At 59.3% G+C, this 25,159-nt stretch carries 21 protein-coding genes and 3 tRNA genes; 8 read left to right on the top strand and 16 right to left on the bottom strand.

Going from position 1 to position 25,159, the window contains the following annotated elements; genetic code table 11:
* Nucleotides 1–137 precede the first annotated feature (137 nt).
* Both AC09SL_RS02125 and AC09SL_RS02120 read left to right on the top strand, forming a co-directional pair.
* Nucleotides 138–1,544 carry a type VI secretion system Vgr family protein gene (locus AC09SL_RS02125; RefSeq protein ID WP_058544046.1) on the top strand — a complete coding sequence of 469 codons (1,407 nt, stop codon included), beginning with the start codon at nucleotides 138–140 and terminating at the stop codon, nucleotides 1,542–1,544.
* 126 nt (nucleotides 1,545–1,670) lie between these two features.
* Nucleotides 1,671–2,219: a cytochrome b gene (locus tag AC09SL_RS02120; protein WP_058544047.1), complete on the top strand. Its 549-nt coding sequence runs from the start codon at nucleotides 1,671–1,673 to the stop codon at nucleotides 2,217–2,219.
* A 6-nt stretch (nucleotides 2,220–2,225) separates the two neighbouring features.
* Here the strand turns inward: AC09SL_RS02120 and AC09SL_RS02115 are convergent, their stop codons facing one another.
* Nucleotides 2,226–3,134, bottom strand: a complete 909-nt coding sequence (locus AC09SL_RS02115; RefSeq protein ID WP_058544048.1) for a 1-aminocyclopropane-1-carboxylate deaminase/D-cysteine desulfhydrase — start codon at nucleotides 3,132–3,134, stop codon at nucleotides 2,226–2,228.
* 187 nt (nucleotides 3,135–3,321) lie between these two features.
* Nucleotides 3,322–5,361: an oxidoreductase gene (locus AC09SL_RS02110; RefSeq protein WP_058544049.1), complete on the bottom strand. Its 2,040-nt coding sequence runs from the start codon at nucleotides 5,359–5,361 to the stop codon at nucleotides 3,322–3,324.
* A gap of 234 nt (nucleotides 5,362–5,595) precedes the next feature.
* Between AC09SL_RS02110 and AC09SL_RS02105 the strand changes: the two genes are divergently transcribed.
* The 3 genes from AC09SL_RS02105 to AC09SL_RS02095 all read left to right on the top strand — a co-directional run bounded on the left by AC09SL_RS02105 (nucleotide 5,596) and on the right by AC09SL_RS02095 (nucleotide 9,156).
* Complete coding sequence (locus AC09SL_RS02105; protein WP_058544050.1) at nucleotides 5,596–6,813, top strand: DUF3422 domain-containing protein; 1,218 nt, start codon at nucleotides 5,596–5,598, stop codon at nucleotides 6,811–6,813.
* 172 nt (nucleotides 6,814–6,985) lie between these two features.
* Nucleotides 6,986–8,116: a carbon-nitrogen hydrolase family protein gene (locus AC09SL_RS02100; RefSeq protein ID WP_058544051.1), complete on the top strand. Its 1,131-nt coding sequence runs from the start codon at nucleotides 6,986–6,988 to the stop codon at nucleotides 8,114–8,116.
* A 2-nt stretch (nucleotides 8,117–8,118) separates the two neighbouring features.
* Complete coding sequence (locus tag AC09SL_RS02095) at nucleotides 8,119–9,156, top strand: AraC family transcriptional regulator (RefSeq protein ID WP_058544052.1); 1,038 nt, start codon at nucleotides 8,119–8,121, stop codon at nucleotides 9,154–9,156.
* 304 nt (nucleotides 9,157–9,460) lie between these two features.
* On the opposite strand, the gene AC09SL_RS02090 is transcribed toward AC09SL_RS02095, so the two are convergent.
* The 10 genes from AC09SL_RS02090 to AC09SL_RS02045 all read right to left on the bottom strand — a co-directional run bounded on the left by AC09SL_RS02090 (nucleotide 9,461) and on the right by AC09SL_RS02045 (nucleotide 20,010).
* The gene (locus tag AC09SL_RS02090) at nucleotides 9,461–10,339 is read right to left on the bottom strand and encodes a DUF2242 domain-containing protein (RefSeq protein WP_058545638.1); all 879 of its coding nucleotides are present in this window, start codon (nucleotides 10,337–10,339) and stop codon (nucleotides 9,461–9,463) included.
* 400 nt (nucleotides 10,340–10,739) lie between these two features.
* The gene (locus AC09SL_RS02085) at nucleotides 10,740–12,611 is read right to left on the bottom strand and encodes a SurA N-terminal domain-containing protein (protein ID WP_058545637.1); all 1,872 of its coding nucleotides are present in this window, start codon (nucleotides 12,609–12,611) and stop codon (nucleotides 10,740–10,742) included.
* Between the two features lie 224 nt (nucleotides 12,612–12,835).
* Complete coding sequence (locus AC09SL_RS02080; RefSeq protein ID WP_002552737.1) at nucleotides 12,836–13,108, bottom strand: HU family DNA-binding protein; 273 nt, start codon at nucleotides 13,106–13,108, stop codon at nucleotides 12,836–12,838.
* A 148-nt stretch (nucleotides 13,109–13,256) separates the two neighbouring features.
* Nucleotides 13,257–15,653: an endopeptidase La gene (lon, locus tag AC09SL_RS02075; RefSeq protein WP_058545636.1), complete on the bottom strand. Its 2,397-nt coding sequence runs from the start codon at nucleotides 15,651–15,653 to the stop codon at nucleotides 13,257–13,259.
* Nucleotides 15,654–15,814: 161 nt separating this feature from the next.
* The gene (gene clpX / locus AC09SL_RS02070) at nucleotides 15,815–17,098 is read right to left on the bottom strand and encodes an ATP-dependent Clp protease ATP-binding subunit ClpX (protein ID WP_024778305.1); all 1,284 of its coding nucleotides are present in this window, start codon (nucleotides 17,096–17,098) and stop codon (nucleotides 15,815–15,817) included.
* Between the two features lie 107 nt (nucleotides 17,099–17,205).
* Nucleotides 17,206–17,847, bottom strand: a complete 642-nt coding sequence (gene clpP, locus AC09SL_RS02065; RefSeq protein WP_003183177.1) for an ATP-dependent Clp endopeptidase proteolytic subunit ClpP — start codon at nucleotides 17,845–17,847, stop codon at nucleotides 17,206–17,208.
* Between the two features lie 93 nt (nucleotides 17,848–17,940).
* On the bottom strand, nucleotides 17,941–19,251 hold the full coding sequence (gene tig / locus AC09SL_RS02060; RefSeq protein WP_058545635.1) for a trigger factor: 1,311 nt from the start codon (nucleotides 19,249–19,251) through the stop codon (nucleotides 17,941–17,943).
* Nucleotides 19,252–19,673: 422 nt separating this feature from the next.
* Nucleotides 19,674–19,758: transfer RNA gene (locus AC09SL_RS02055), tRNA-Leu, on the bottom strand.
* Nucleotides 19,759–19,816: 58 nt separating this feature from the next.
* Nucleotides 19,817–19,892: transfer RNA gene (locus tag AC09SL_RS02050), tRNA-His, on the bottom strand.
* A gap of 41 nt (nucleotides 19,893–19,933) precedes the next feature.
* Nucleotides 19,934–20,010: transfer RNA gene (locus tag AC09SL_RS02045), tRNA-Arg, on the bottom strand.
* 281 nt (nucleotides 20,011–20,291) lie between these two features.
* Between AC09SL_RS02045 and folD the strand changes: the two genes are divergently transcribed.
* Nucleotides 20,292–21,146, top strand: coding sequence for a bifunctional methylenetetrahydrofolate dehydrogenase/methenyltetrahydrofolate cyclohydrolase FolD (gene folD, locus AC09SL_RS02040; protein WP_039589132.1), 855 nt, complete (start codon nucleotides 20,292–20,294; stop codon nucleotides 21,144–21,146).
* 314 nt (nucleotides 21,147–21,460) lie between these two features.
* Nucleotides 21,461–22,399: a D-alanyl-D-alanine endopeptidase gene (gene pbpG, locus AC09SL_RS02035; protein WP_058545634.1), complete on the top strand. Its 939-nt coding sequence runs from the start codon at nucleotides 21,461–21,463 to the stop codon at nucleotides 22,397–22,399.
* Nucleotides 22,400–22,579: 180 nt separating this feature from the next.
* Here the strand turns inward: pbpG and AC09SL_RS02030 are convergent, their stop codons facing one another.
* Complete coding sequence (locus AC09SL_RS02030; protein ID WP_058545633.1) at nucleotides 22,580–22,780, bottom strand: DUF6021 family protein; 201 nt, start codon at nucleotides 22,778–22,780, stop codon at nucleotides 22,580–22,582.
* Between the two features lie 101 nt (nucleotides 22,781–22,881).
* Entirely contained in the window at nucleotides 22,882–23,559 is a 678-nt protein-coding gene (locus AC09SL_RS02025) for a hypothetical protein (protein ID WP_058545632.1), read from the bottom strand.
* 222 nt (nucleotides 23,560–23,781) lie between these two features.
* Here AC09SL_RS02025 and AC09SL_RS02020 point away from each other — a divergent pair, with 222 nt between their 5' ends.
* A complete protein-coding gene (locus AC09SL_RS02020; RefSeq protein ID WP_003199851.1) occupies nucleotides 23,782–23,946 on the top strand; it encodes a hypothetical protein in 165 nt (54 codons plus the stop codon).
* A gap of 68 nt (nucleotides 23,947–24,014) precedes the next feature.
* On the opposite strand, the gene AC09SL_RS02015 is transcribed toward AC09SL_RS02020, so the two are convergent.
* Nucleotides 24,015–24,764, bottom strand: coding sequence for a TerC family protein (locus tag AC09SL_RS02015; RefSeq protein WP_058545631.1), 750 nt, complete (start codon nucleotides 24,762–24,764; stop codon nucleotides 24,015–24,017).
* 27 nt (nucleotides 24,765–24,791) lie between these two features.
* Nucleotides 24,792–25,043: a hypothetical protein gene (locus AC09SL_RS02010; RefSeq protein WP_058545630.1), complete on the bottom strand. Its 252-nt coding sequence runs from the start codon at nucleotides 25,041–25,043 to the stop codon at nucleotides 24,792–24,794.
* Nucleotides 25,044–25,159 lie beyond the last annotated feature (116 nt).

Genomic DNA, 25,159 nt, shown 5'->3' with positions numbered 1-25,159 from the left:
GACCAAAAAATTCACCCTGCCGGATCGACATTTTCACAGCGTGTTGTAGGGCGTTTCTGAAATAGCGATTCACAAGCACCGTTTCCCCTCGCGGTTTCGTACCCTCTGCGCCTCTCTCCCCGCCAGTAGGAGCTGCGATGCGCAACGACACGGAAAGCCCCTTCAGCCTGACGCTCACGCAAAGCGACTTGCAACTGCAAGTCTTGCGGTTCAATGGCCGCGAAGCCCTCAACCAGCCATACCGCTTTGACCTTGAACTGATCGGCCTGGCCCCACCGATACCCCCCGACCTGCTCTTGGGGCATCCGGCCTTCCTGCGCCTGGACGGCGAATCGGGCGTCCATGGGGTTGTCCACAGCGTCAGCCTGAGTGCCCTGGCGCCGCGGCGCATCGGCTATCGCTTGACGTTGGTCCCCTACCTCCAGCAACTGGAGCAAGGCCCGCGGCGCCGGGTTTTCCATCGGCTGAGCGTGGTGCAGGTGCTGCAACGCCTGCTGGAAGAACATGCGCTGCCTGTCGACAGTTACCGTTTCGAACTGCCCCATGGGCAGTATCCGTGTCGCCCGTTTTGCATCCAGTACGACGAAAGCGACCTGACCCTCCTGCAACGACTGTGCGAGGAAGAAGGCATTCATTACCACTTCGAACACACTCCCCAGGGCCATGTCCTGGTGTTTGCCGAAGACCCCAAGAGCTTTCCCGCGCGCCCCATCGAACTGTCCCTACACCCGAACGACAGCCTGCTGCCGGCCGTCAAGCGCTTGTATTTGCGTCACCATCCGATCATGCCAGGCCTGCCCGTCGGGTTCAGCGACCGGGCCTCGTCCGACACCCAAGCCTCGGCGACGAATCAACCCCTTGAACGGATCGATCACGAAGGCATGCGCGGCAACCCGGCCTTGGCTCACCGTTACCAGGCTGGTCGCCGTCACCTTGAACGGCTGCGCTGCCGGCAACGGGAAATCCATGGCCACAGCACCCAAGCGGCCCTGCACGGCGGCGACATCGTGCAGATCTGCGAGCACCCGGTTTCCACCTTCAACGATCAATGGCTGATCACCGAAGTCCAGCATCGCGGGCGGCAGTTTTCGATCCTGGAACCGGACTTGCCCGCCGCACCGTCGGCCCGTGGCTACCGCAACCGGTTCACCGCCATTCCCTGGTCCACGGTGTTCAGGCCGGCCCTCAAGCATCCCAAGCCCTGCATCCCCGGATACCACCTGGCCCATGTACTCGGCCGCGCCGGTCAACCGGCCAACCCCGATGAACGTGGCCAGGTGAGTGTCAGCCTGTGGGCGCCGGACCAGGACGGCATCACGCTGCCCGTGTCGCGGCTGACGTTGGGTGGCAGCCCCAGCCTTTTGGCCGGCAGCGAAGTGCTGGTGAGCTTTCTCGATGGCGACCCCGATCGACCGGTGCTGTGCCCAGGGGCTGTCGATACCGGCGCAGGCCCTACCGCCGCGCCCCCGAAACCGCCCCGTGGCAATCATGATGCGGGGCTGCTGTTGGACTGGCTGCTCAATCCGCCGGACTTCACGCCTTGATCCAACCCGGTGGCTTGATGCCGGCAAAACTGATCTGGCTCATGCAAACCCAGCGAAACGGGCTTAGAGTAAACGGATAACGCCGCGCTAGACGGCGCTCTACCCTGATCGTTGGAGATCCCTGCAATGCCCTGGAAAAACTCAGAAAACCGCTACAGTACCGTCACGGTGACCTTGCATTGGCTGATGCTGGTGCTACTGGCCGTGGTTTATGCCTGCATCGAATTCCGGGGAATTTTCCCCAAGGGCAGCGATGGCCGGACCCTGATCAAGGAAGCGCACTTCATGCTCGGCCTGACAGTGCTCCTCCTGGTCTGTCTACGCCTGTTCGCCCGCAGCATGGGTAAGGCACCGGCGGTTTTCCCGGCGTCGCCTGCGTGGCAAACCCTCCTGGCTCGCCTGATGCACTGGGCGCTGTACCTGTTCATGATCGCCATGCCGCTGCTGGGCTGGCTGATCACCAGCGCCGAAGGGCATCAGGTGATGTTCTACGGTTTCGACCTGCCCTTGCTGATCGGTCAGGACAAGGATTTTGCCAAGCAGCTGGAAGGCTGGCATGTGCTGGGCGGCACCATCGGCTATTGGTTGATTGGCTTGCATGCCTTGGCGGGGCTGTACCACCACTATGTGGTACGGGATAACACGCTGCTGCGGATGATGCCCAAACGCGGTTGATCGCCGTTACTCGAACCCTCGGCGGCCTTGCAAACCGCCGGTGTGGACGAAGATCAAACGGGTGCCAGGGGCAATCCCTCCGGCCTCGACCCGCGCTTTAAGCACCATCAAGGCTTTGCCGGTGTACAACGGCTCCAGTTCGATGGCCGCCGTGGTTTCGATGAACTCGGTGAGTTCGGCATCAACCCGGGCGAAACCACCACGGCTGCCGTCGAACAATTCATAAAGCGCACTGCAAAGGCCCGCCTCCCCCACGATGCTTTCGACTTGCTGCGCCACGCCATGGTCCTGGGGCACCGCCAGCACGCCATAGACCGGACGCTGCCCCGCTTCAGCCAGTACCAGCCCAGCCAGCGACGTTCCGGTACCGCAGGCCAGCCACCAACCGTGAAAGTCCGCCCAGCCCAACGTCGCCAGTTGCTCACCGACACTGGCTGCCCAGGCCATGCAACCTTGTGCGCCAGGCAACCCCGAACCGCCCTCGGGCACCGGATGCAAATGTGGATAGCGGATCTGCCACGGCGCCCAGAAACCCGGCGCGTGTCGCTCTCGGTATCCGCCATACCCCAGCCAGTGCAGGTCCATGCCAAACGCTTTCAGGTCGCGCACTGTCGGCGTGTCCTGGGGGTGACCACGCAACAGCCCCATCGTGGGAAACCCGAAGCGCTTGCCCGCCGCCGCCAACGCATGCAAATGGTTGGAATAGGCCCCACCCAGGCTAATGACCCCCTCGGCACCGGCCTCATGGGCGGCGCGCAAATGATGAATCAGCTTGAACCACTTGTTGCCACTGATCAGCGGATCGATCCGGTCCAGGCGCAACACCGCCACCTCAACACCGGCGCGGGCGAGCCAGTCCAGGTGAAGGGGTTCGAGTCGGGGTTGGGGATGCCAGTCGAGGGCAGGAAGCAGCATGGCAGCAGGCCAGGGGGAAATAGGCCGGCATCTTAACAGCTTGGCAGCGGGTGATTTCAGGTTCACCACATCCCCCTGTAGGAGCGAGCTTGCTCGCGATAGCGGCAGGTCAGTCAACATTCATGCTGCTGACTAACCGCTATCGCGAGCAAGCTCGCTCCCACAAGGGGTTTCCTTGGGGGGTGTGTTACAACTGCGCCGCCAACCGCGAACCCTGGTTGATCGCCCGCTTGGCGTCCAGTTCCGCCGCCACGTCGGCACCGCCGATGAGGTGAACGGCCTGCCCCGCCGCTTCCAGGCCTTCCTGCAATTCACGCAGCGGATCCTGGCCGGCGCAGATCACGATGTTGTCCACGGTCAGCACTTGTGGCTCGCCGGTTTCGCCGATGCGAATGTGCAGGCCGTCGTCGTCGATCTTCAGATACTCGACACTGTTGAGCATCTGCACCTGCTTGTTCTTCAGGCCCGTGCGGTGGATCCAGCCAGTGGTCTTGCCCAGGCCGTCACCGACCTTGGACGTCTTGCGTTGCAGCAGGAACACCTGGCGCGCCGGTGCATGAGGTTCGGCCTTGATCCCGGCGACGCCGCCACGAGCCTCGAGGTGGGTGTCGATACCCCACTCCTTCCAGAACGCCTCGCGGTCCTGGCTGGTGGCAACGCCTTGGTGAACCAGGAACTCCGACACGTCGAAGCCGATACCGCCGGCGCCGATCACCGCGACGCTGCGGCCCACCGGCTTGCGCTCCAGGATCACGTCCAGGTAGCTCAACACCTTGGCATGCTCCACCCCGGGAATCGCCGGCACGCGCGGCGCGATGCCCGTGGCGAGGATGATCTCGTCGTAACCGCCAGCCACCAACTGCGCAACATCCACCCGGGTGTCGAGGCACAACTCGACATGGCTGGTCTGCAATTTGCGCTTGAAGTAGCGCAGGGTTTCGAAGAACTCTTCCTTGCCTGGCACGCGCTTGGCGACGTTGAACTGGCCACCGATTTCACTGGCCGAATCGAACAGCGTCACCTGATGCCCACGCTCGGCCGCCACCGTGGCAGCGGACAAGCCGGCCGGGCCGGCACCGACCACGGCGATTTTCTTCACCTGGGTTACCGGCAAATAGTTGAGCTCGGTTTCGTGACAGGCCCGCGGGTTGACCAGGCAACTGGTGAGCTTGCCGCCGAAGGTGTGGTCCAGGCACGCCTGGTTGCAACCGATGCAGGTGTTGATTTCATCGCTGCGACCGGCAGCGGCCTTGTTGACGAACTCCGGATCGGCCAGGAACGGCCGGGCCATGGAGACCATGTCGGCGTCGCCTTCGGCGAGGATCTGCTCGGCCACTTCCGGGGTGTTGATGCGGTTGGTGGTGATCAGCGGGATGCTCACCGAACCACGCAGCTTGGCCGTGACCTTGCTGAACGCCGCCCGCGGAACCTTGGTGGCGATGGTAGGAATTCGCGCTTCGTGCCAACCGATCCCGGTGTTGATAATCGTCGCGCCGGCCTGCTCGATGGCCTTGGCCAACTGGACGATTTCGTCCCAGGTGCTGCCGCCTTCCACCAGATCGAGCATCGACAGACGAAAAATGATGATGAAATTCGGGCCCACCGCCTCGCGCACCCGACGGACGATTTCCACCGGCAGGCGCATGCGATTTTCATAGCTGCCGCCCCAACGGTCGGTACGGTGGTTGGTGTGGGCCGCCAGGAACTGGTTAATGAAATAACCTTCCGAGCCCATGATCTCGACCCCGTCGTATTCAGCCTTCTGGGCCAGTACCGAACAGGTGACAAAATCGCTGATCTGTTTCTCGATACCCTCCTCGTCCAGTGCCTTGGGCTTGAACGGGTTGATCGGCGCCTGGATCGCGCTCGGAGCCACTTGCTTGGGGCTGTAGGCGTAGCGCCCGGCATGGAGAATCTGCATGCAGATCTTGCCACCGGCCTCGTGTACGGCCCGGGTAACGATCTGGTGTTTGAGCGCTTCTTCTTCGGTGGTCAGCTTGGCCGCGCCGGAGTAAACACCGCCTTCGTCATTCGGCCCGATGCCACCCGTGACCATCAGGCCTACGCCGCCCCGGGCGCGCTCGGCAAAATACGCCGCCATGCGTTCGAAGCCGCCGGGTTTCTCTTCCAGACCAGTGTGCATCGAGCCCATCAGGGTACGGTTGCGCAAGGTGGTGAAACCCAGGTCCAACGGGGCCAGCAGGTGCGGGTAATGAGAGGCGGTCATCGGTAACTCCACAACGGGCGATCACGGGAAAAGCGCAAGCTCTGCGGCTTGCGTCTGTCATGACCCACAGCGTAAGAGTCGGGATGCGGGCGCTCAATGACCGTAACTGACAACTTAATGATCAAAACGTGCAGGGCGCAGTCGTGCGTGACTCCCAGAGGGATGGGTCAGTCCTATCAACGCTGGCTCACGTGCTCAAACCCAAAAATAACGCTAATACAGAGTCGTCATTGCATGCATCCCCAACGAAAAATGCTGCACAACGAGTTGCACGCCCGCCCGTCGCTGTATTTCGACGAACCGGCTCACGTCTTCCACCTGGCGTTTCTGGGCGACAATGCCCAGTGCAACGCGCTGCTCGCGCGACTGTGCCCTGAAACCGTCGCAGCAGAGGCGGCACAAGGCATCACCCGCCTTGAAGGACATCCGCTCAAGTGGGAGCGCCACGCCGAGTTCTTCACCCTGACCCTGGTCGTGCCTGCCAGCACCAATGAACTGCACTGGACAACGCTGCCCGAATGCCTTGCCCAGGGTATCGAAGGTCATTCCCAGCACCTGATCAATGCCGTTCAGGTGGTGGTGCGCGCAGAAGCCGGTCTCGACCTGCCCAGCTACGGTTTCAAGGACCCTTGCGGCTCTTGCGTGGGCGGTGGCGATGCGGTGGTCTGGAGCGATTTTCGCCTGACCGAGGATGGCACCAATCGCCTGCTGTTCATCAACCGACGGCTCAACGCCTATCGCCAGGGCCGCATGATCCGGCGCCTGCTGGAAATCGAGACCTACCGGATGATGGCGTCCTTGTCGCTCAACACCGCCAAGGCACTGGACCCGCAACTGAACGAATTCGATCGCACCCTGGTGAGCCTGTCCGAACGCAACGCCAATGCCAGCGGCGTGCATGCCAAGGCCCTGCTGGAAGACATCGCCCTGCTGTCTCGCCAGGTCGTCAGCAGTACGGTCAGGAATCGCCACCGTTTCAGCGCCACCCGCGCCTACGCCCAACTGGTGTTCGAGCGCCTGGGGGAGTTGCGCGAAAGTCACCTGGGGGATTGCCAGCGGCTGGGCGTGTTCATCGAACGGCGTTTCAAACCCACGGTGCGTTATTGCGCAGCCACCGAACAACGCCTCGAACAACTGGCCATGAGCGTCGCCAACCTGGGTGACTTGCTGCAAGCCCGCGTGCAGGTCGAGATGGAAGACCAGAACGCCGAGATCCTGCGCAGCCTCAATGCCCGCGCCGATGCTCAGATCAAGATCCAGCGCGCGGTGGAAGGCCTGTCGATCATTGCCATCACCTACTACCTGATCAATCTGTTCAAACTGGTCTACAGCGGGCTGCACACCTTGGGCGCAAACCTCTCGGCCCGCGAGGCACTGCTGGGCATGACGCCACCGGTGCTGTTGATCCTGCTGCTGATTCTGATCCGGATCAGGAAGGCCAAAAGTCACTAGTGCGCCTTGCCAGCGCAGAGGGCGTCCAAGGGTTCCATGGACGCCTTTGCGTTTGCCGAGCGTGATTAACAATCAGCGCCCGCCCTTCGCTAATCCCTTGTTTTACCGTACCCTGCCCCGTGACTCCTGATGAAAAATCACGAACCTGCACACGGCCGCTGACTGTTCTCCCATGCGCAAATTTCTGTACCTGCTGTTTTCCTTGGCCTTGATTGCCGCACTGATCACCTACGCCCTGTGGACGACGGATCGTCCGGCGGGTCATTACCTGTCCGACCTGCGCATCAGCCTGGCGGTCGACCAGGGCACGCCCGCCGACCGCGGCAACCTGCTGGGCATCCAGCCCGAATTGTTCCCCACCGACTACCAGAGCCCCGAGCGCCTGCATCGCAAACTGGCGGCCTATCTGCAGACGGCTCGCGACCAGGGCTTTCTCAATGCCAAGACCGTGGTGGTCCTGCCCGAGCACATCGGCACCTGGTTGATGGTCGGCGGCGAAAAAGACGAGTTGTACCAGGCCAGTACCTTGAAGAAAGCCATGAACTGGCTGGCGGTCAGTAATCCGCTGGCGTTTATCCAGGCATTGGTCAGCGCTCAAGGCGATAGCCGACTGGACGATGCCTACCTGCGCATGAAAGCCGAGCGCATGGCCCATGACTATCAAGCGCTGTTCGGTGGGCTGGCCAAGGAGTTCGGTATCACCCTGGTGGCCGGCTCCATCGTGCTTCCCGAGCCCAGTGTCAGCGACGGTGAACTGAGGATCGGTCGCGGCGCGCTGTACAACAGCAGCCTGGTGTTCGGCAGTGATGGCCGGCCGATCGGCCAACCACAACGCCAACGACATCCCGTGTTTGAACAGCGCGATGTGCTTGAAGCCGACCGACCGACCGCTTTCCAAGTCATCGACACCCCCGCCGGACGCCTGGCCGTGCTGATCGGCAGCGACAGTTGGTACCCGCTCCACTACCGGCAACTCAACGAGCAGGGGGCGCAACTGATTGCGGTGCCCGCCTTCATCATGGGTCGCGATACGTGGAATAAACCCTGGAGCGGTTATAAAGGCCTGTCCACGCCGAGCGAGGTGAGCCTCAAACCGGGTGAGGTGAGTGAGGGCCAAGCCTGGCATCGCCTGACACTGACCGGTCAATTGCCCATCAGCCAGGCCCGCAACGGCGTCAGCGTGTTCCTGCGTGGCCAGTTCTGGGACAGAGGCAGCGCCGGCCAGAGTTTCATCAGCCACAACGGCCAACACTTCCCCGATGGCAACGCCCGTGGCGCCCGCCTGCTGAACCTGTGGTTGTGAGCATGAAACCGCAGCCGATGCGCCTGGGGAATTTGTCAGTGGGCTTCGTCCATAGCCTGGCTGATGCAGTCGCCAGCCATGGACAGGACCCACAACCTTTGCTTGAGCAGTATGGTCTCGATGCCGCGCGCCTGGCCGAGCCCGGGGCACGGCTGTCGATCCCACGCTACATGCGCCTGGGCCACGCCGCGATTCAACAGACCCAGGACCCGGCCCTGGGCCTGCGCATGGGCCAACTCGGCCGCTTGAGCCAGGCCGGGCTGGCAGGCGTCACCGCGGCCCAGGCGCCAACCGTGCGCGAGGCCGCCCGCTGCATGATCCGCTTCGAGCCGCTGTATGGCTCCAACTATCGCGGCCAATCGAGCTTCCATGAAGATGCCCGGGGCGCTTGGCTACGGTTCTATTCCATCAGCCCGTATAACGCCTACAACCGCTTCGTCGTGGATTCGATCATTGCCGGCTGGCTTGCGCAACTGTCCAGCGTCAGCGGCATCGCGCTGCGACCCGAACGCATCGAAATCGAATTCGAGGAGCCGGCGTACGTGGAGGCCTACCGCACGCTCGGTGACTGCCCGATCCAGTTTGGCGCCGAACAGAATCAACTGCGCCTGGGCCTGGACAGCCTCGCCCTGCGCAATCCACAGCATTGCCCCAGCACCTGGCATCACCTGGTTCAGTTATGTGAACGGGAACTGGAACAACTGACCCGCACCCGTAGCCTGCGCGAGCGCATCATCCAACTGCTGGGACCGCTGCTCAACGGCGGCCGGGAACCCGATCTGGAAGAAGTGGCGGCCCGCCTGAAGCTGCCGACCTGGACCCTGCGTCGCAAGCTGGCCGAGGAAGGCACGCAGTTTCGCGCCATCCTCAACGACACTCGCCGCGACTTGGCCATGACGTACATACGCGATACCGAACTGGCGTTCGGCGAAATCGCCTATCTATTGGGATTCGCCTCAGCCGAGGCATTTCAACGGGCCTTCAAGCGCTGGAACAACCAGACGCCTGGGGAGTTTCGTCGTAGCCACAGAGGGGTTTGAACCTCCAGAGCCTGGTTTTGCGCTTACTACTTATAGATTGTAGCGAAGCTTACAACTCCGTCGCATCTTCGGCGGGTTCCAACGTGTCCAGTTCATACGCCTGGTATTCCAGCAGCTCTTCCTGATAATCATCCATTACGTGTCCTTCCCCTGTCATTGAAACCAATACCTGATGGCGCTGGCATCAGCATAAAGCTGCTTTATGAACAAAACATGAAGCAAAGGCTTCATGAATTAAACGTAGCACAGGGGCGCAAAATTACCGTGTGAAGCGTGACAGGGCGTTACTCCCTGCCACTGGACTTCAGGATGCCGGAAGCGGCTGGATCGGCTCGGTCGGGGCCGGCAATGAGCTGGACGGTGGTGGCGGCGTAACGGTTTCGGTCGTCGGCGCAGACTCGAACGACTCGGGCGCAATCGGCGCGGGCTCGCTCGGCGGTACGACGGGCTCCGACACCGTGGGAGCGGTTTCGACGGGGGCCGGCGCGGCCTCCTCTACCGGGGTGGCTGGCACGGGGGCGACAGGCTCCGGGGCAGGCTCCGGTGCAGGCGCTGGAGCGGCCACTAGGGCAGCCGGCTCGACCTTGGATTCCGGAACGCCCAGTTCAGCTTTCGGTTTCTCTGCGTTCTCGGCGTTCTCGGCAGCTTTCTTCGCCTCGGGAGGCAGGAACAGCTCCACCAAGGCGAAGAAACGCTCATAGAACTTGGCCGCGGACACGGTTTCGCTGGCGACCTTGACCATCGAATCATCCGAGGAGCCGATCGGCATCGATACCGAACCCAGCACACCCACGCCCAGGCTGGCGGAGTTGTTGATTTTCTTCAGGGCATAACGGTCCTGCAAGGCGTTGGCGAACATGGTCGCACGGTGTCCAGCGCCGCCATCTTCGGCACAGACCAGGTTGAAACTGATCTCCATGTGGGTGTCGCCGGTTTGCTGGAAACTCTTGTGACCGCTGACCAGCTTCGGATCGCTGCTGGTGATGATGTAGCCCTGGCTGAGCAATGCCCTACGCCCGGCCTCACAGGTCGTCGCATCGCTCACTGGGTAAGTGCGCGAAAACGTGCCGGAATCATCGAAGTTCTCGTGCTCGTAAATGGCGGTTTTCTTCGACGAGCAACCGGCTGCGACGGCCAGCACCAGTGCAAGCCCGACGGTGCGCATGTGAAATGATTTGAACATTGAACATCCTGAGAAAAACGGTCCGGGGCGTATTGTGCAACAGAACGCGACTTGGCAGCGTGGCTAATCTTGTTTCAAGGGGGTTACAAGTCTACTGGGGGTTGTTTGCAGGAAAAAGACGCCAGCCTGATAGATCGACGAACACCCGCCCCGAGCAACAAGCAGACACAAAAAAATCCGGGATTTAGCTTAATGCTGTTCAGTCGCGCCGTTAATGAAGATTTTGATATCACGTTCAGAGCGGCGTAGTTCAGTGTGTATATCCATTACCGCAGAAACGGATATACACCCAAAACCCAAAACCCAAGCCAAAAAAAACGACGCTTCCCCATTTCTGAAAGAAGCGCCGTTTTTTCTAACTGAACAGCATCACAACCAGGTTTGAAAAAGCATCAAGCAATTAGAAACGCTTGATCTCCGCCTGGCTCTCCAACTGCTTGCGATACGCCGCAAAGTCCTGCTGACCAACACGGGACGCGAGGTAGCGGCGATACTCCGCCTTCTCTTCGTCAGTCGGTGCCGCCGCTTCGTTCACGCCGTTCAGACGCACAACCACCAGGCTGCCATCAGGCAAGGTCACGCTGGTGAACGTCGGCTTGTCCTTGGACTCAGGCTTGGGCATGCGGAACAGTGCTTGCAGCACCGCCGGTTCGATGCCTTCCTGGTTGCGGGTTGCCGCCTGGGTGGCTTTCCAGTCTTGGCCGTCGACCGGCTTGTCCAGTGCTGCCTTGCCGTCGCGCAGGCTGGCGATCAACTCGTCGGCCCGGGTCTTGGCTGCCGCGCTGGCGTGCTCCTTGGTCAATTGAGCACGAATCGGCCCTGCCACGCTTTCCAGCGGCAGTTGCTCAGGCTTGCGGTGCTCCTTGGCACGCAGCACCACGACGGTTTCCGGGTCCAGCTCGATAGCGGTGCTGTTGGCACCCTCATCCAGCACTTCCGGACTGAACGCAGCAGTAACCACGGCACGATTGGCCGCAATCCCTTCGCCGCCTTCACGACCGAACGGGGCCGACGTGTGGATGGTCAGCTTCAGGTCCTGGGCCGGTTGCGCCAGGTCGGACGCTTCGAACGAGGCATCCTCCAGTTGCTTGGTCGCCTCAACGAAACGCTGCTCCACCTGCTGGGTCTTCAGCTCGCGGGTCAGCTTGTCCTTGAGACTGGCAAACGTAGGCACTTCAGGCGCCTCGACACCCAGCAGCTTGATCAGGTGCAGACCGAAATCGGTGCGTACCGGAGCCGAAACCTGGTCCTTGTTCAAGGCGTACAAGGCCTTTTCGAATTCCGGATCGTAAACGCCAGGACCAGCGTAGCCTAGATCGCCGCCGTTGCTGGCCGAACCCGGGTCTTGGGAAAACTCCCTCGCCAACGCTTCAAACGACTCGCCTTTGGCCAGGCGAGCCTGGATCTCTTCGATCTTCGCCTTGGCCTGGGCTTCGGTCACCTTGTCGTTCACTTCGATCAGGATGTGCGCAGCCCGACGCTGTTCGGACAGGTTGGCGATTTCTTTCTGATAGGCCGCCTGCAAGTCTTCGTCCTTGACGCTGACCTGATCGAAGAAGGAAGCTTTCTTCAGCTCGAGGTAATCGATGACCACCTGGTCAGGCGTCATGAATTCCTTGGCGTGTTGGTCGTAGTATGCCTTGACCTCATCATCGGTCAGCTTGACGGAGGCCGGGTCGGCCTTGATGTTCAAGGTGGCGAAATCACGCGTCTGTTTTTCCAGGCGGGCAAATGCCAGCACTTGGGCATCGGTGACAAAACCGCTGCCCGCCAGGCCGGCGCGCAACTGACCGATCAGCATTTCCTGAGCCAGCATCTGGCGGAACTGCATACGGCTGTAGCCCAACTGGCGAATGACCTGATCGAAACGCTCGGCGCTGAATTTGCCATCGACCTGGAACTCAGGCGTCTGCAAGATCACTTGATCAAGCGCGGCTTCGGAGAAAGCGAATTTCGCATCGTGTGCGCCTTGCAGCAACAACTTGCGGTCGATCAGGCCCTTGAGCGCTGAATCGCGCAGCATTTTTTCGTCCAGCAGAGAGGCGTCGAAATCCTTGCCCAACTGTTGCATGAGCTGACGGCGTTGCATGTCGACCGCCTGGCTCAGCTCGTTCTGGCTGATGTTTTCGCCGTTGACCTTGGCCGCTTCGTTGCTGTTGGTAGTGGCTTTGAAAATGGCATCGAAACCGGTCAACGCCATCAATGCGACGATGACCCCGATGATGGTCTTGGCAATCCAGCCTTGTGAATTGTCCCTGATATTCTGCAGCATGCGTCCCCCAGAAACGGTTGAACTTCAAATTTAGGCAACCGTGGAGCGTGGGTAGAATCCGGATAGAAGAAAGGCGCATCCGAGGATGCGCCTTCTCGTAACTGGCGGAGCGGACCGGACTCTAACCTGCAAGCCCTGGTGTGCCAGACCGGTTGCAACCGGCCGTATTACCGCTCCGCTGCCAAGCCAGGCATGACCCCGACCCGGATAAACTCAACGAAACCTTAGTTAACGGCTTCTTTCAGCGCTTTACCAGCTTTGAAGCCTGGCTTTTTGGCAGCAGCGATTTCCAGCGTCTTACCGGTCTGCGGGTTGCGACCGATACGAGCAGGACGATCGGTCACGGAGAAGGTGCCGAAACCAACCAGAACAACAGAGTCGCCAGCCTTCAGAGCGCCAGTGACGGATTCGATTACAGCGTCCAGCGCACGGCCAGCAGCAGCTTTCGGGATATCAGCGGATGCAGCGATAGCATCAATCAGTTCCGACTTGTTCACTCTAAGTCCCCTTATATCTATTTGAGATGATTCTAAGTTTTTTTGGTGAAAGCAAAAACGAGTGCTGAATGGCCTGCAGACACTTAAGAGCCGCTTTATAACAAGGGCTCTAAAAAACTGTCAAGGAAGCCCCCCAGGCAAATGCGTATTAATGCGTGCTAATTCTTTCCTTAGAGTCAGACTCTCGCTTTTCTTCCTTCGCGACAATCTCAGGAGCCACATCCGGCAAGGGCTCCGGCGCGTATTGCAGCGCAATTTGCAGGACCTCGTCAATCCATTTAACGGGTTTGATCTGAAGATCTTGCTTGATGTTGTCAGGAATTTCCTTCAGATCGCGGACATTCTCTTCAGGAATGATCACGATCTTGATCCCACCACGGTGTGCCGCCAGCAATTTTTCCTTCAGGCCACCAATCGCCAGGACTTGGCCACGCAGCGTGATTTCACCCGTCATGGCGACGTCGGCGCGCACCGGAATACCGGTCAGTGCCGAGACCAGCGCCGTGCACATGCCTACACCGGCGCTTGGGCCGTCCTTGGGCGTAGCCCCTTCAGGCATGTGGATATGCGTGTCGCGCTTCTCATGGAAGTCCAGGGGAATGCCCAGGCTCCGGGCGCGGCTGCGAACCACCGTCAACGCCGCAGTGATGGACTCGACCATCACGTCGCCCAGGGAACCGGTCTTGATCAGTTGACCCTTGCCCGGCACCACGGCCGCTTCGATGGTCAGCAACTCACCGCCGACCTGGGTCCAGGCCAGGCCAGTCACCTGGCCGATCTGGTCCTGTTGCTCGGCGAGGCCATAGCGGAACTTGCGCACGCCCAGAAAGTGCTCCAGCAGGTCCGAAGTGACCTTGACCGCGAAGCGTTTTTCCAGCGCATGTTCCTTGACTGCCTTGCGGCAGACCTTGGCAATCTGCCGTTCCAGGCCACGTACACCGGCTTCGCGGGTGTAGTAGCGGATGATGTCGCGAATCGCTTCCTCGTCGAATTCCAGCTCGCCTTTTTTCAGGCCGTTGGCCTGGATCTGCTTGGGCGAAAGGTACTTCACGGCGATGTTGATCTTCTCGTCCTCGGTGTAGCCCGGCAGACGAATCACCTCCATCCGATCCAGCAATGCTGGCGGAATGTTCATGGAGTTGGAGGTGCAGAGGAACATCACGTCCGACAGGTCGTAGTCGACCTCCAGGTAGTGATCGTTGAAATTGTGATTCTGCTCAGGATCGAGGACTTCGAGCAACGCAGAGGCAGGATCGCCGCGCATGTCGCTGCCCATCTTGTCGATTTCGTCCAAAAGGAACAGCGGATTGCGCACGCCGACCTTTGTCATCTTTTGAATCAATCTTCCCGGCATCGAACCGATGTAGGTCCGGCGATGACCACGAATTTCCGCCTCGTCGCGCACGCCGCCAAGGGCCATGCGTACGAATTTACGGTTGGTTGCGTGAGCAATCGACTCCGCAAGGGAGGTTTTACCAACCCCGGGAGGACCGACCAGGCACAGGACCGGGCCACGAATCTTCTTCACGCGCTTCTGCACGGCGAGGTATTCAAGGATGCGCTCCTTGACCTCTTCCAGGCCGTAATGGTCGGCGTCGAGGATGTCTTCGGCACGCGCCAGGTCAAGACGCACCTTGCTCTGGGCTTTCCACGGCACCTGGACCAACCAGTCGATGTAGGAGCGCACCACGGTGGCCTCAGCAGACATCGGCGACATTTGCTTGAGCTTGTTCAGCTCGGCCTGGGCCTTGGCCAGTGCATCCTTGGGCAAGCCGGCGGCATCGATGCGTTTTTTCAGCTCTTCGATTTCGTTGTGGCCTTCGTCGCCATCGCCCAGCTCTTTCTGAATGGCCTTCATCTGCTCATTCAGGTAGTACTCGCGCTGACTGCGCTCCATTTGCTTCTTCACACGACCGCGAATGCGTTTCTCGACCTGCAACAGATCGATTTCGCCGTCGAGCAGTGCCAGCACGTGTTCGACACGGGCCGACAAATCAATGATTTCGAGAATTTCCTGCTTCTGCTCGATCTTGAGGGCCATGTGGGCCGCCATCGTATCAACCAGCCGTCCCGGCTCATCGATGCTGTTAAGCGACGACAGGACCTCTGCAGGCACCTTCTTGCCCAGTTGCACGTATTGTTCGAACTGCGACAGCAGGCTGCGGACAAACACCTCTGATTCACGCTCGGGCGCATCGACCTCTTCGATCAGCGACACCTCGGCCCGGCAATGGCCGTCCACTTCGCTGAAACGCTCGATAGCACCGCGCTGCTCGCCTTCGACCAGGACCTTGACGGTGCCGTCGGGCAGCTTGAGCAATTGCAGAACCGTTGCAATCGTACCTACGCGATACAGTGCGTCTTCGCCGGGATCATCGTCGGCTGGATTTCTCTGAGCCAGCAGCAGAATCTGCTTGTCACCCGTCATCGCAGCCTCAAGGGCTTCGATGGACTTCTCGCGCCCCACGAACAGCGGGATAACCATGTGCGGATACACCACGACATCGCGCAATGGCAGGAGAGGCAATTCGATGGTTGTCTTCATGATTTCGCCTCTACGGCGGCCCTCGGGCCGGAAACAGATGGAAGTAAGCTTGAAACCAAGATGGGGGCAGCCTTGAAAAAAAACAAGCGCTAAGACACGTCTAAAACGCGCTAAAAGCAAAGGGGCCCGAAGGCCCCTTCTTTGTTCCGGCAGCGGGACGCTTAAGCGTCCGGTGCGGCCTTGGCAGCCGGCTCACTGTTTTCATAGATATACAGTGGCTTGGACTTGCCTTCTATAACGCTTTCATCGATCACGACTTTACTCACCTCGGACTGCGAGGGGATCTCATACATCGTGTCGAGCAATACGCCTTCGAGAATCGAACGCAATCCACGGGCACCGGTCTTGCGCTCCAGGGCACGTTTTGCGACCGATTTCAGCGCGTCGGAACGGAATTCCAGGTCTACACCTTCCATTTCGAACAGCTTGGCATACTGCTTGGTCAGGGCGTTTTTCGGCTCGGTCAGGATCTGCATCAACGCCGCTTCATCCAGCTCGTCCAGCGTCGCCAGGACCGGCAGACGACCGACGAATTCCGGGATCAGGCCAAACTTGACCAAATCGTCAGGCTCGACTTCACGCAGGGATTCACCGACTTTCTTGCCTTCTTCCTTGCTGCGCACTTCGGCGTTGAAACCGATGCCACCACGGGTGGAACGGTTTTGAATAACCTTTTCCAGGCCGGAGAACGCACCACCGCAGATGAACAGGATGTTACGGGTGTCGACTTGCAGGAATTCCTGCTGCGGATGCTTGCGACCACCTTGGGGTGGAACGGAAGCGACCGTACCTTCGATCAACTTGAGCAAGGCCTGCTGCACGCCCTCACCGGAAACATCCCGGGTGATGGACGGGTTGTCGGACTTGCGGGAAATCTTGTCGATTTCGTCGATGTAGACAATGCCCATCTGGGCCTTTTCCACATCGTAGTCGCACTTCTGCAACAACTTCTGAATAATGTTCTCGACATCTTCACCTACATAACCAGCCTCGGTGAGGGTGGTTGCGTCGGCGATGGTGAACGGAACGTTCAGCAAGCGGGCCAGGGTTTCGGCAAGCAGGGTCTTACCCGAGCCTGTCGGGCCGATCAGCAGGATGTTGCTCTTGCCGAGTTCGACCTCGTCATTCTTCTTGTCACGTTGGTTCAGGCGCTTGTAGTGGTTGTACACCGCTACGGCCAGTACCTTTTTTGCACGTTCCTGACCAATCACATACTGATCAAGGATGCCGCTGATTTCTTTAGGCGAAGGCAATTTATGCGCGCTGCTCTCGGCCTGGGCTTCCTGCACCTCCTCGCGGATGATGTCATTGCACAGGTCGACGCACTCGTCGCAAATGAAGACCGAGGGGCCGGCAATCAATTTGCGCACTTCATGCTGGCTTTTGCCACAGAAGGAGCAATAAAGCAGTTTGCCGTTGTCCTCGCCGTTGCGGGTGTCAGTCATTCGATCGATCCAAATCCGATAGGCTTGCAACACAAGATGAAGGCAATTGCGGGCTTTTTCAAGCCCGCAGGCGGCCGGTCATCCCAACCACCTGCATTTTGAGCGGCTTAGGCAGGCATTTGACGCTTGTTGATCACGGAGTCGATCAGGCCATATTCGGCTGCACGCTCGGCGCTCATGAAGTTGTCACGCTCGGTGTCACGCTCAATGGTTTCGAGGCTTTGGCCGGTATGATGGGCCAGCAACGAGTTCAGGCGCGAACGAATGTGGAGGATTTCCTTGGCATGGATGTCGATATCCGACGCCTGGCCCTGGAAGCCGCCCAATGGCTGGTGAATCATCATCCGCGAGTTAGGCAGGCAGTGACGCTTGCCCGCTGCGCCGCCGGCGAGCAGGAAGGCGCCCATGCTGCAGGCCTGGCCGATGCAGATGGTGGAAACGTCAGGCTTGATGAACTGCATGGTGTCGTAGATCGACATGCCCGCAGTCACCGAACCGCCAGGTGAGTTGATGTACAGATGGATATCCTTGTCCGGGTTTTCCGCTTCAAGGAACAACAGCTGCGCCGCGACCAGGTTGGCCATGTAGTCTTCAACGGGGCCGATCAGGAAGATGACGCGTTCCTTGAGCAGACGCGAGTAGATGTCATAGGCACGTTCGCCGCGGGCGGACTGCTCGATAACCATCGGGACCAGGCCGCCTGCGGCCTGGATGTCAGAGCTCTGCTGATAAAAAGAATTGCGGGACATGTCTCGCAGTCACTCCCAAATAGTTATGTCTTGAATACGCATAAGCCAGCGCGAAGGCTGGCTTATGGGTGTTTATTTCTTACCGCAGAACCATCAATCGGCTTGTGGAGCTTCCACCGGCTTGACCGCTTCTTCGTAAGAGACCGCTTTATCGGTCACGCTAGCTTTCTGCAGAACAGTATCCACAACTTGTTCTTCCAGCACAACCGAACGGACTTCGTTCAGTTGCTGGTCGTTCTTGTAGTACCAGGACACGACTTGCTCAGGCTCTTGATAAGCCGAGGCCATTTCCTGGATCAGCTCGCGAACGCGGGCTTCGTCAGGCTTGAGCTCGAATTGCTTGACCACTTCGGCGACGATCAGGCCCAGCACGACGCGGCGCTTGGCTTGCTCTTCGAACAGTTCGGCAGGCAGTTGATCCGGCTTGATGTTGCCACCGAACTGCTGAACGGCCTGCACGCGCAGACGGTTCACTTCGTTGTCCAGCAGAGCCTTTGGCACTTCGATCGGGTTGGAGGCCAGCAGACCGTCCATGACCTGGTTCTTGACCTTGGACTTGATGGCTTGGCGCAGTTCACGCTCCATGTTCTTGCGAACTTCGGTGCGGAAACCTTCCAGACCGCTTTCCTTGATGCCGAACTGGGCGAAGAACTCTTCGTTCAGCTCAGGCAGTTTCGGCTCGGAAACAGTGTTGACGGTCACGGTGAACTCGGCGGCTTTGCCAGCCAGGTCCAGGTTCTGGTAGTCCTCAGGGAAGGACACGTTCAGAACGCGCTCTTCACCGGCCTTGGCGCCAACCAGGCCGTCTTCGAAACCAGGAATCATGCGACCGGAGCCCAGCACCAGCTGGGTAGCCTTGGCGGAACCGCCCGCGAACACTTCACCGTCGACCTTGCCGACGAAATCGATGTTCAGTTGATCTTCGTTCTGGGCAGCACGCTCAGTCACTTCGAAACGGGTGTTCTGCTTGCGCAGGATGTCCAGCATCTTGTCCAGGTCGGCATCCGACACGTCAGCGCTCAGGCGCTCGACGGCGATGGATTCGAAACCGGCAACCGTGAACTCAGGGAACACTTCGAACGTGGCGACGAATTCCAGGTCCTTGCCTTTTTCCAGCACTTTAGGCTCGACGGACGGAGCACCGGCCGGGTTCAGCTTTTGCTCGACGACCGCTTCGTAGAACGAAGACTGGATCACGTCGCCCACGGCTTCCTGACGCGCATCAGCTTCGTAACGCTGACGGATCACGCTCATTGGCACTTTGCCTGGGCGGAAACCTGGGATTTTGGCCTTTTGGGCAGTCTGCTGCAGACGCTTGTTGACCTGAGTCTCGATGCGCTCAGCCGGCACGGTGATGCTCATGCGGCGCTCAAGAGCAGAAGTATTTTCAACAGAAACTTGCATGGATATTCCTCGTTGCACAGACGTTGGCCGGGCGTTTCCGACCCCAGAATCAAGGGCATGCATTCTAGTAGGTCAAACTCAAGAAGTCACCCTACTGAAAACGCGCTGGAAACAGGCGCCGGATTTAGGACGGGACAAACGGTCATGTCCCACCCGGATTGCAAATACAGTCGATTCATCCCAGGGCTCTGCACCGACGCTTCTATATATAGAAGCGACTTGTCCGATCGCGCGACGCCCGCCCCCACAAGGAGACCGACGGACATGTCGCGCATCATCACGAAACACATTCGCGACGAACCGAGCGCGGCACACAACCCCAAGAACAGCGCCGACGCCAAACACAGAACCACTGAAAACAAAAACGGCGCAGCCCTTTTCAGGTACTGCGCCGTTTTTTGCTATTTAAATAGCGACTTGTATGGTGCGGACGGAGAGACTCGAACTCTCACACCTTGCGGCGCTGGAACCTAAATCCAGTGTGTCTACCAATTCCACCACATCCGCGTATCAAGCTTTTAAAGCAAAGGCGCCAGATTGTTAGATCTGGCGCCTCTCTAGAATATGGGGTGGACGATGGGGATCGAACCCACGACAACGGGAGTCACAATCCCGTGCTCTACCAACTGAGCTACGCCCACCATATTGCCTTGTTGCCTTACTTGTGCCAAAGCTGCCTAATTGGCGCACCCGGCAGGACTCGAACCTGCGACCATCCGCTTAGAAGGCGGATGCTCTATCCAGCTGAGCTACGGGCGCCTTTTTAATCTGTATTCTTGGACGATTACAAACTAAGTGCTTTCAGTTTTGCCGAGTTGAAACAACCAACTCTGCTCTACCTTCTTAACCAGTGCTAGGCTGTGCCCGACAAGTGCGACGAATGTTATAGACGGCCTGATAGGTCGTCAACTCTTTTTTAAAAAAAATTCATTTAATTAAAGGGGTTAGGGGAATTTGCAGACCAAGCGCCTTTGCCCTCACGCCCCGGCATGCGAGAATACGTTCTCTTTTTTTCCCCTCTCGATGGTTAACCACGCGCAATGACTGCACAACTTATCGACGGCAAATCGATCGCCGCCAGCCTGCGCCAGCAGATCGCCCAACGAGTCACCGAGCGCCGCCAGCAAGGCTTGCGCACGCCCGGCCTTGCGGTGATCCTGGTCGGCAGCGATCCTGCCTCTCAGGTTTATGTCTCGCACAAGCGTAAAGACTGTGAAGAGGTCGGCTTCCTTTCCCAGGCCTACGACCTGCCTTCCGAAACCACCCAGCAAGCGTTGGCCGATCTGATCGATCGCCTGAACGATGACCCGAACATCGACGGCGTTCTGCTCCAGCTACCGCTGCCTGAACACCTCGACGCCTCCAAGCTGCTGGAGCGTATCCGCCCGGACAAAGACGTCGATGGCTTCCATCCTTATAACGTCGGTCGCCTGGCCCAGCGTATCCCGTTGCTTCGTCCCTGCACCCCGAAAGGCATCATGACGCTGCTGGAAAGTACTGGCGTTGACCTGTATGGCCTGGACGCCGTAGTGGTGGGTGCGTCCAACATCGTTGGCCGTCCGATGGCCATGGAGCTGCTGCTGGCCGGCTGCACCGTGACCGTGACCCATCGTTTCACCAAGGATCTGGCCGGCCATGTCGGTCGCGCGGACCTGGTGGTGGTGGCCGCCGGCAAACCCGGCCTGGTAAAGGGCGAGTGGATCAAGGAAGGCGCCATCGTCATCGACGTGGGCATCAATCGCCAGGATGACGGCAAGCTGGTGGGCGATGTGGTCTACGAGACCGCCCTGCCCCGCGCTGGCTGGATCACGCCGGTGCCCGGCGGCGTAGGCCCGATGACCCGCGCCTGCCTGCTGGAAAACACGTTGTATGCGGCCGAAACGCTGCACAGCTGATACACGTCAACAAAAACCCTGTGGGAGCGAGCCTGCTCGCGATAGCGATGGACCAGCCAACATCCAGTTGACTGACACACCGCTATCGCGAGCAAGCGCGCTCCCACAGGTGTTTCTGGCGACCGGACTTTAGCCGCCAAATTACAAATTCCTCAGATTCGCCTCGCCAAAATCCCCCTTTCATTAAACTTTATTTATTCGCAAGCCTTGGCGGCACAGGCATATAGCGCTGCTGTCGCCCATACTCCTAGAATGCGACGTTTTTTTAAAAGTCGTTGCTCAACGGCACCTTTAACTCTATCGAGCCTACTCGCGTGAAAATCCGTCTTTCGATCATCAGCCTGTTCATCGCTTTCACAGGCAGCTTTATCACGCAAAATATCGCAGCACAGGAAACCATCGCGCCCCCACGGAATACAGCCAAGCTACAAGTCGCCTCAGGCAGCGCGATGTTGTTGGACCTGCAGACGGATAAAGTCGTCTATTCGAGCAACCCGGATGTGGTGGTACCCATCGCGTCGGTGACCAAGTTGATGACCGGCCTGATCGTGCTGGATGCCAAACAGAACCTGGATGAATACATCTCCATCACCATCGCCAACACCCCAGAGATGAAGGGCGTGTTTTCCCGGGTCAAGCTCAACAGCGAACTGTCGCGCCGGGACGTGCTGCTGATCGCCCTGATGTCTTCGGAAAACCGTGCCGCCGCCAGCCTCGCCCACCACTATCCGGGCGGCTACGCGGCGTTCATTGCCGCCATGAACGCCAAGGCCAAGGCGCTGGGCATGACCAGCACCCATTACGTCGAACCGACGGGCCTGTCGATCCACAACGTCTCGACCGCCAGGGACCTGACCAAGCTGCTGATCGCCGCGCGCAAGTACCCACTGCTGAGCGAGCTGAGCACCACCAAGGAAAAGACCGTTACCTTCCGCAAGCCTGTGTATAGCCTGGGTTTTCGCAACACCGATCACTTGGTCCACAAGGCCAACTGGGATATCCAGTTGACCAAGACCGGCTTCACCAACGAGGCCGGCCACTGCCTGGTGCTGGTGACGAAGATGGGCAACCGCCCGATGGCGCTGGTGATCCTCGACGCGTTCGGCAAGTACACGCACTTCGCCGATGCCAGCCGGATTCGTAGCTGGGTGGAAACCGGAAAAAGCGCCGCTGTGCCGGCGGTGGCCCTGCAATACAAGGCAGCCAAGAATCTCAAGAGCCGCCAGAGTGGTGTGGTGGAAGCTTCCAAGTAATCCACGAACCCTAAAAGCCCTGACTCGTTCGTGATGCTGTTCACTTAGAAAAAGCGGCGCTTCTTCAGAAATGGGAAGCGCCGTTTTTTTGGTTTTTTGCGGTACTTGTTTTGGTGTGTATATCCGTTGCTGCGGTAACGGATATACACACCAACCCACACCTCTCGGAACAGATAATCCCTAGACCTTCAGGTCACCCAGCGGATCATAAGGCTTGGGCTCAGGCTTGCGCTCATCCTTCTTGTCCAGCGGCGCCTTGGCCGGCCCTACCGGATCAACCTGAGGATCCTCAAGGTCCGGCGAATCCGGATCAAACCCCAAGTCATCACCGCTGGAATGCTCTGACGAATGTGGCCCCGTAGGTGTTTTCGACTGTGCCATGCGTGTCCTCCTCCAATCACGGTCGGAAAATGCCCAACCCTGACGATAAGAGCCTCAGGCCTTCCGGGTTGTGCCCGGCAAGTGACGAACGGGATGAACGATCAATGCGCCGCGCCCAAGGTCTTGGTGGCCCGTGCCGCCGCTTGCTCCTGCCCTGCCCCAGCCAATTCTGCCGCAGCCTTGAGCCACCGCTGCGAGTCGACATTGGCCGGAAGCTGCGTGGGGCGCTGGACCAGCACCGCCCAGCCACCCGCGCTTTTGAGGGCCGATTCGAAGGCACTGAAGCTCATCGACTGCCGCCGGCTCATGCCCGAGCGTAGTAATACCGTCTGCTTCTGACGATTGTAACCGGCGACAATCCCATACCGAGGCTCGGCCCAGAACGCCGAACCGTCGATATAGCGCACCAGCACCGGATAGCCTGCCGCAACCTGTTCCAATAACGCGGGCAGCCTGGCGTCGAGCGGATACACCAACAGCCCGTATTCGCGCGCCAGGGTTTGCATATTCTGCTGCAAACCGGCTTCGCCACCCGGCAGGTGCAACGGCTTTTCCAGCAGCCCCGGCGTGATCACCGTGCCTTGCAGCGTCAGCAGGGCCGCCAGGGACTGCGGGGCGCCCTGGTACATTTCGCCACGAAAGAACGGCACGCTGTTGAGTTCCACCCGCTCGGGCAGGCGCTGGATCTGCGGCGACACGCTACCGGCACACCCCACCAGGGCGACGAGGCAGGACAGCGTCAGGACCAGTGATCGAAAAAATGAAATGACTGGCGACATGATGACTCTCTTGTTCAGGCGCCCGGCATCCGGGCCAGGCTTGGGTCGACGATCATAAGGTGCGCACAGTCCTGGGTATAGCCATAACGACAGTTTTACGAGCGCGATAGAGCGAACCGATCCGTGCCCAACCGCTACGGATCAATTGCCTGAAACACTTGAGCGACTAGACTGTCCATGTATTAGGTGCGTTATCCCGGATTGGGATAAAAGGAGGCACAGATGAGCCTGACAACGACAATTCTGATGCTGATATTCGGCTGGCTGAGCGTAGCCACGGCCATGCTGTGGGGGGTGCTTCGGATCACTCGGCGCCATCATCACGCGCCACCTGCGCAATCGGAAAAAACCACGAAATCCGCCCGACGCCACGCCACCGCACACTGACCACTCGCTATTCAATCGAAAAAAAAGCCACCCGGGCCTCGACCCGGGTGGCTTCTGTCTGCCTGGTATCAGGCGTTGTCAGCCAACGCCCTTTCCCTGGCCCGACGGGACAACATGTTCAACACCTCGATCGCCGCCGAGAACGCCATGGCCGCGTAGATATAGCCCTTGGGCACATGGGCACCGAAGCCTTCGGCGATCAGCGTCATGCCGATCATGATCAGGAAGCCCAGGGCCAGCATCACCACCGTCGGGTTGTCATTGATGAACTTGGACAACGGCTCGGCCGCCAACAACATCACCAGCACCGACACGACGACCGCGATGATCATGATCGGCAAATGCTCGGTCATGCCTACGGCAGTGATGATGCTGTCGATGGAGAACACCAGGTCCAACGTCAGGATCTGACCGATTGCCGCGGCAAAACCCAGGGTCACGCCGGACGTGGCCGACTTGGGGTCGTCCGGTGCGGGGTCCATGCTGTGGTGGATTTCAGTGGTCGCTTTCCACAGCAGGAACAGGCCACCGGCGATCAGGATCATGTCTTTCCAAGAGAACGCCTGGCCGAAGATTTCGATGACCGGTTCGGTCAACTGCACAATGAAGGCAATGGTGCTCAACAAGCCCAGGCGCAGGATCAGCGCCATGCCGATACCGACGCGCCGCGCCTTGGCACGATGCTGTTGGGGCAGCTTGTTGGTCAGAATCGAAATGAAGATCAGGTTATCGATGCCAAGCACGATTTCCATCACGACCAGAGTCGCCAGGGCGATCCACGCGGTGGGGCTGGCGGCGAGCTGTAAAAGATAATCCATGGGTCAGTCCTGACTGAATGTGACGCGTTAGATGGTTTTGGTCGGGGTTTGTGTTTCGTCAGCTTCGTCCGCTGGCTCTTTCTTCGGGCTGATCAACCCGCCGGAGGCTTCGCTGATCGCCTGTTCGGCGGCCTTGTGGGTGTCGTCGATGGCCTGCTTGGCGGTTTGTGCTGCCTGCCCCATCAATTGCTGGGCACTTTTTTCAGCCTGTTCACAGCCCACCAGTGTCGCTGCAGATATCACCAACAGAGCTGCAAGCCCCAGGGATTTGTACGTCATGGAATCAATGCCTCTTGAGAGAATAGAAGGCGCACGAAAGTGGCCCGCCAATGGCCAGGCATTCTAGAGAGGCGAATACTTCAGGAAAATTCGTATTTTCAGCGGTTATACTTCGA

It is taken from the genome of Pseudomonas sp. PF05, assembly GCF_056521845.1.
This window is presented reverse-complemented; position numbering and strand designations above follow the sequence as displayed.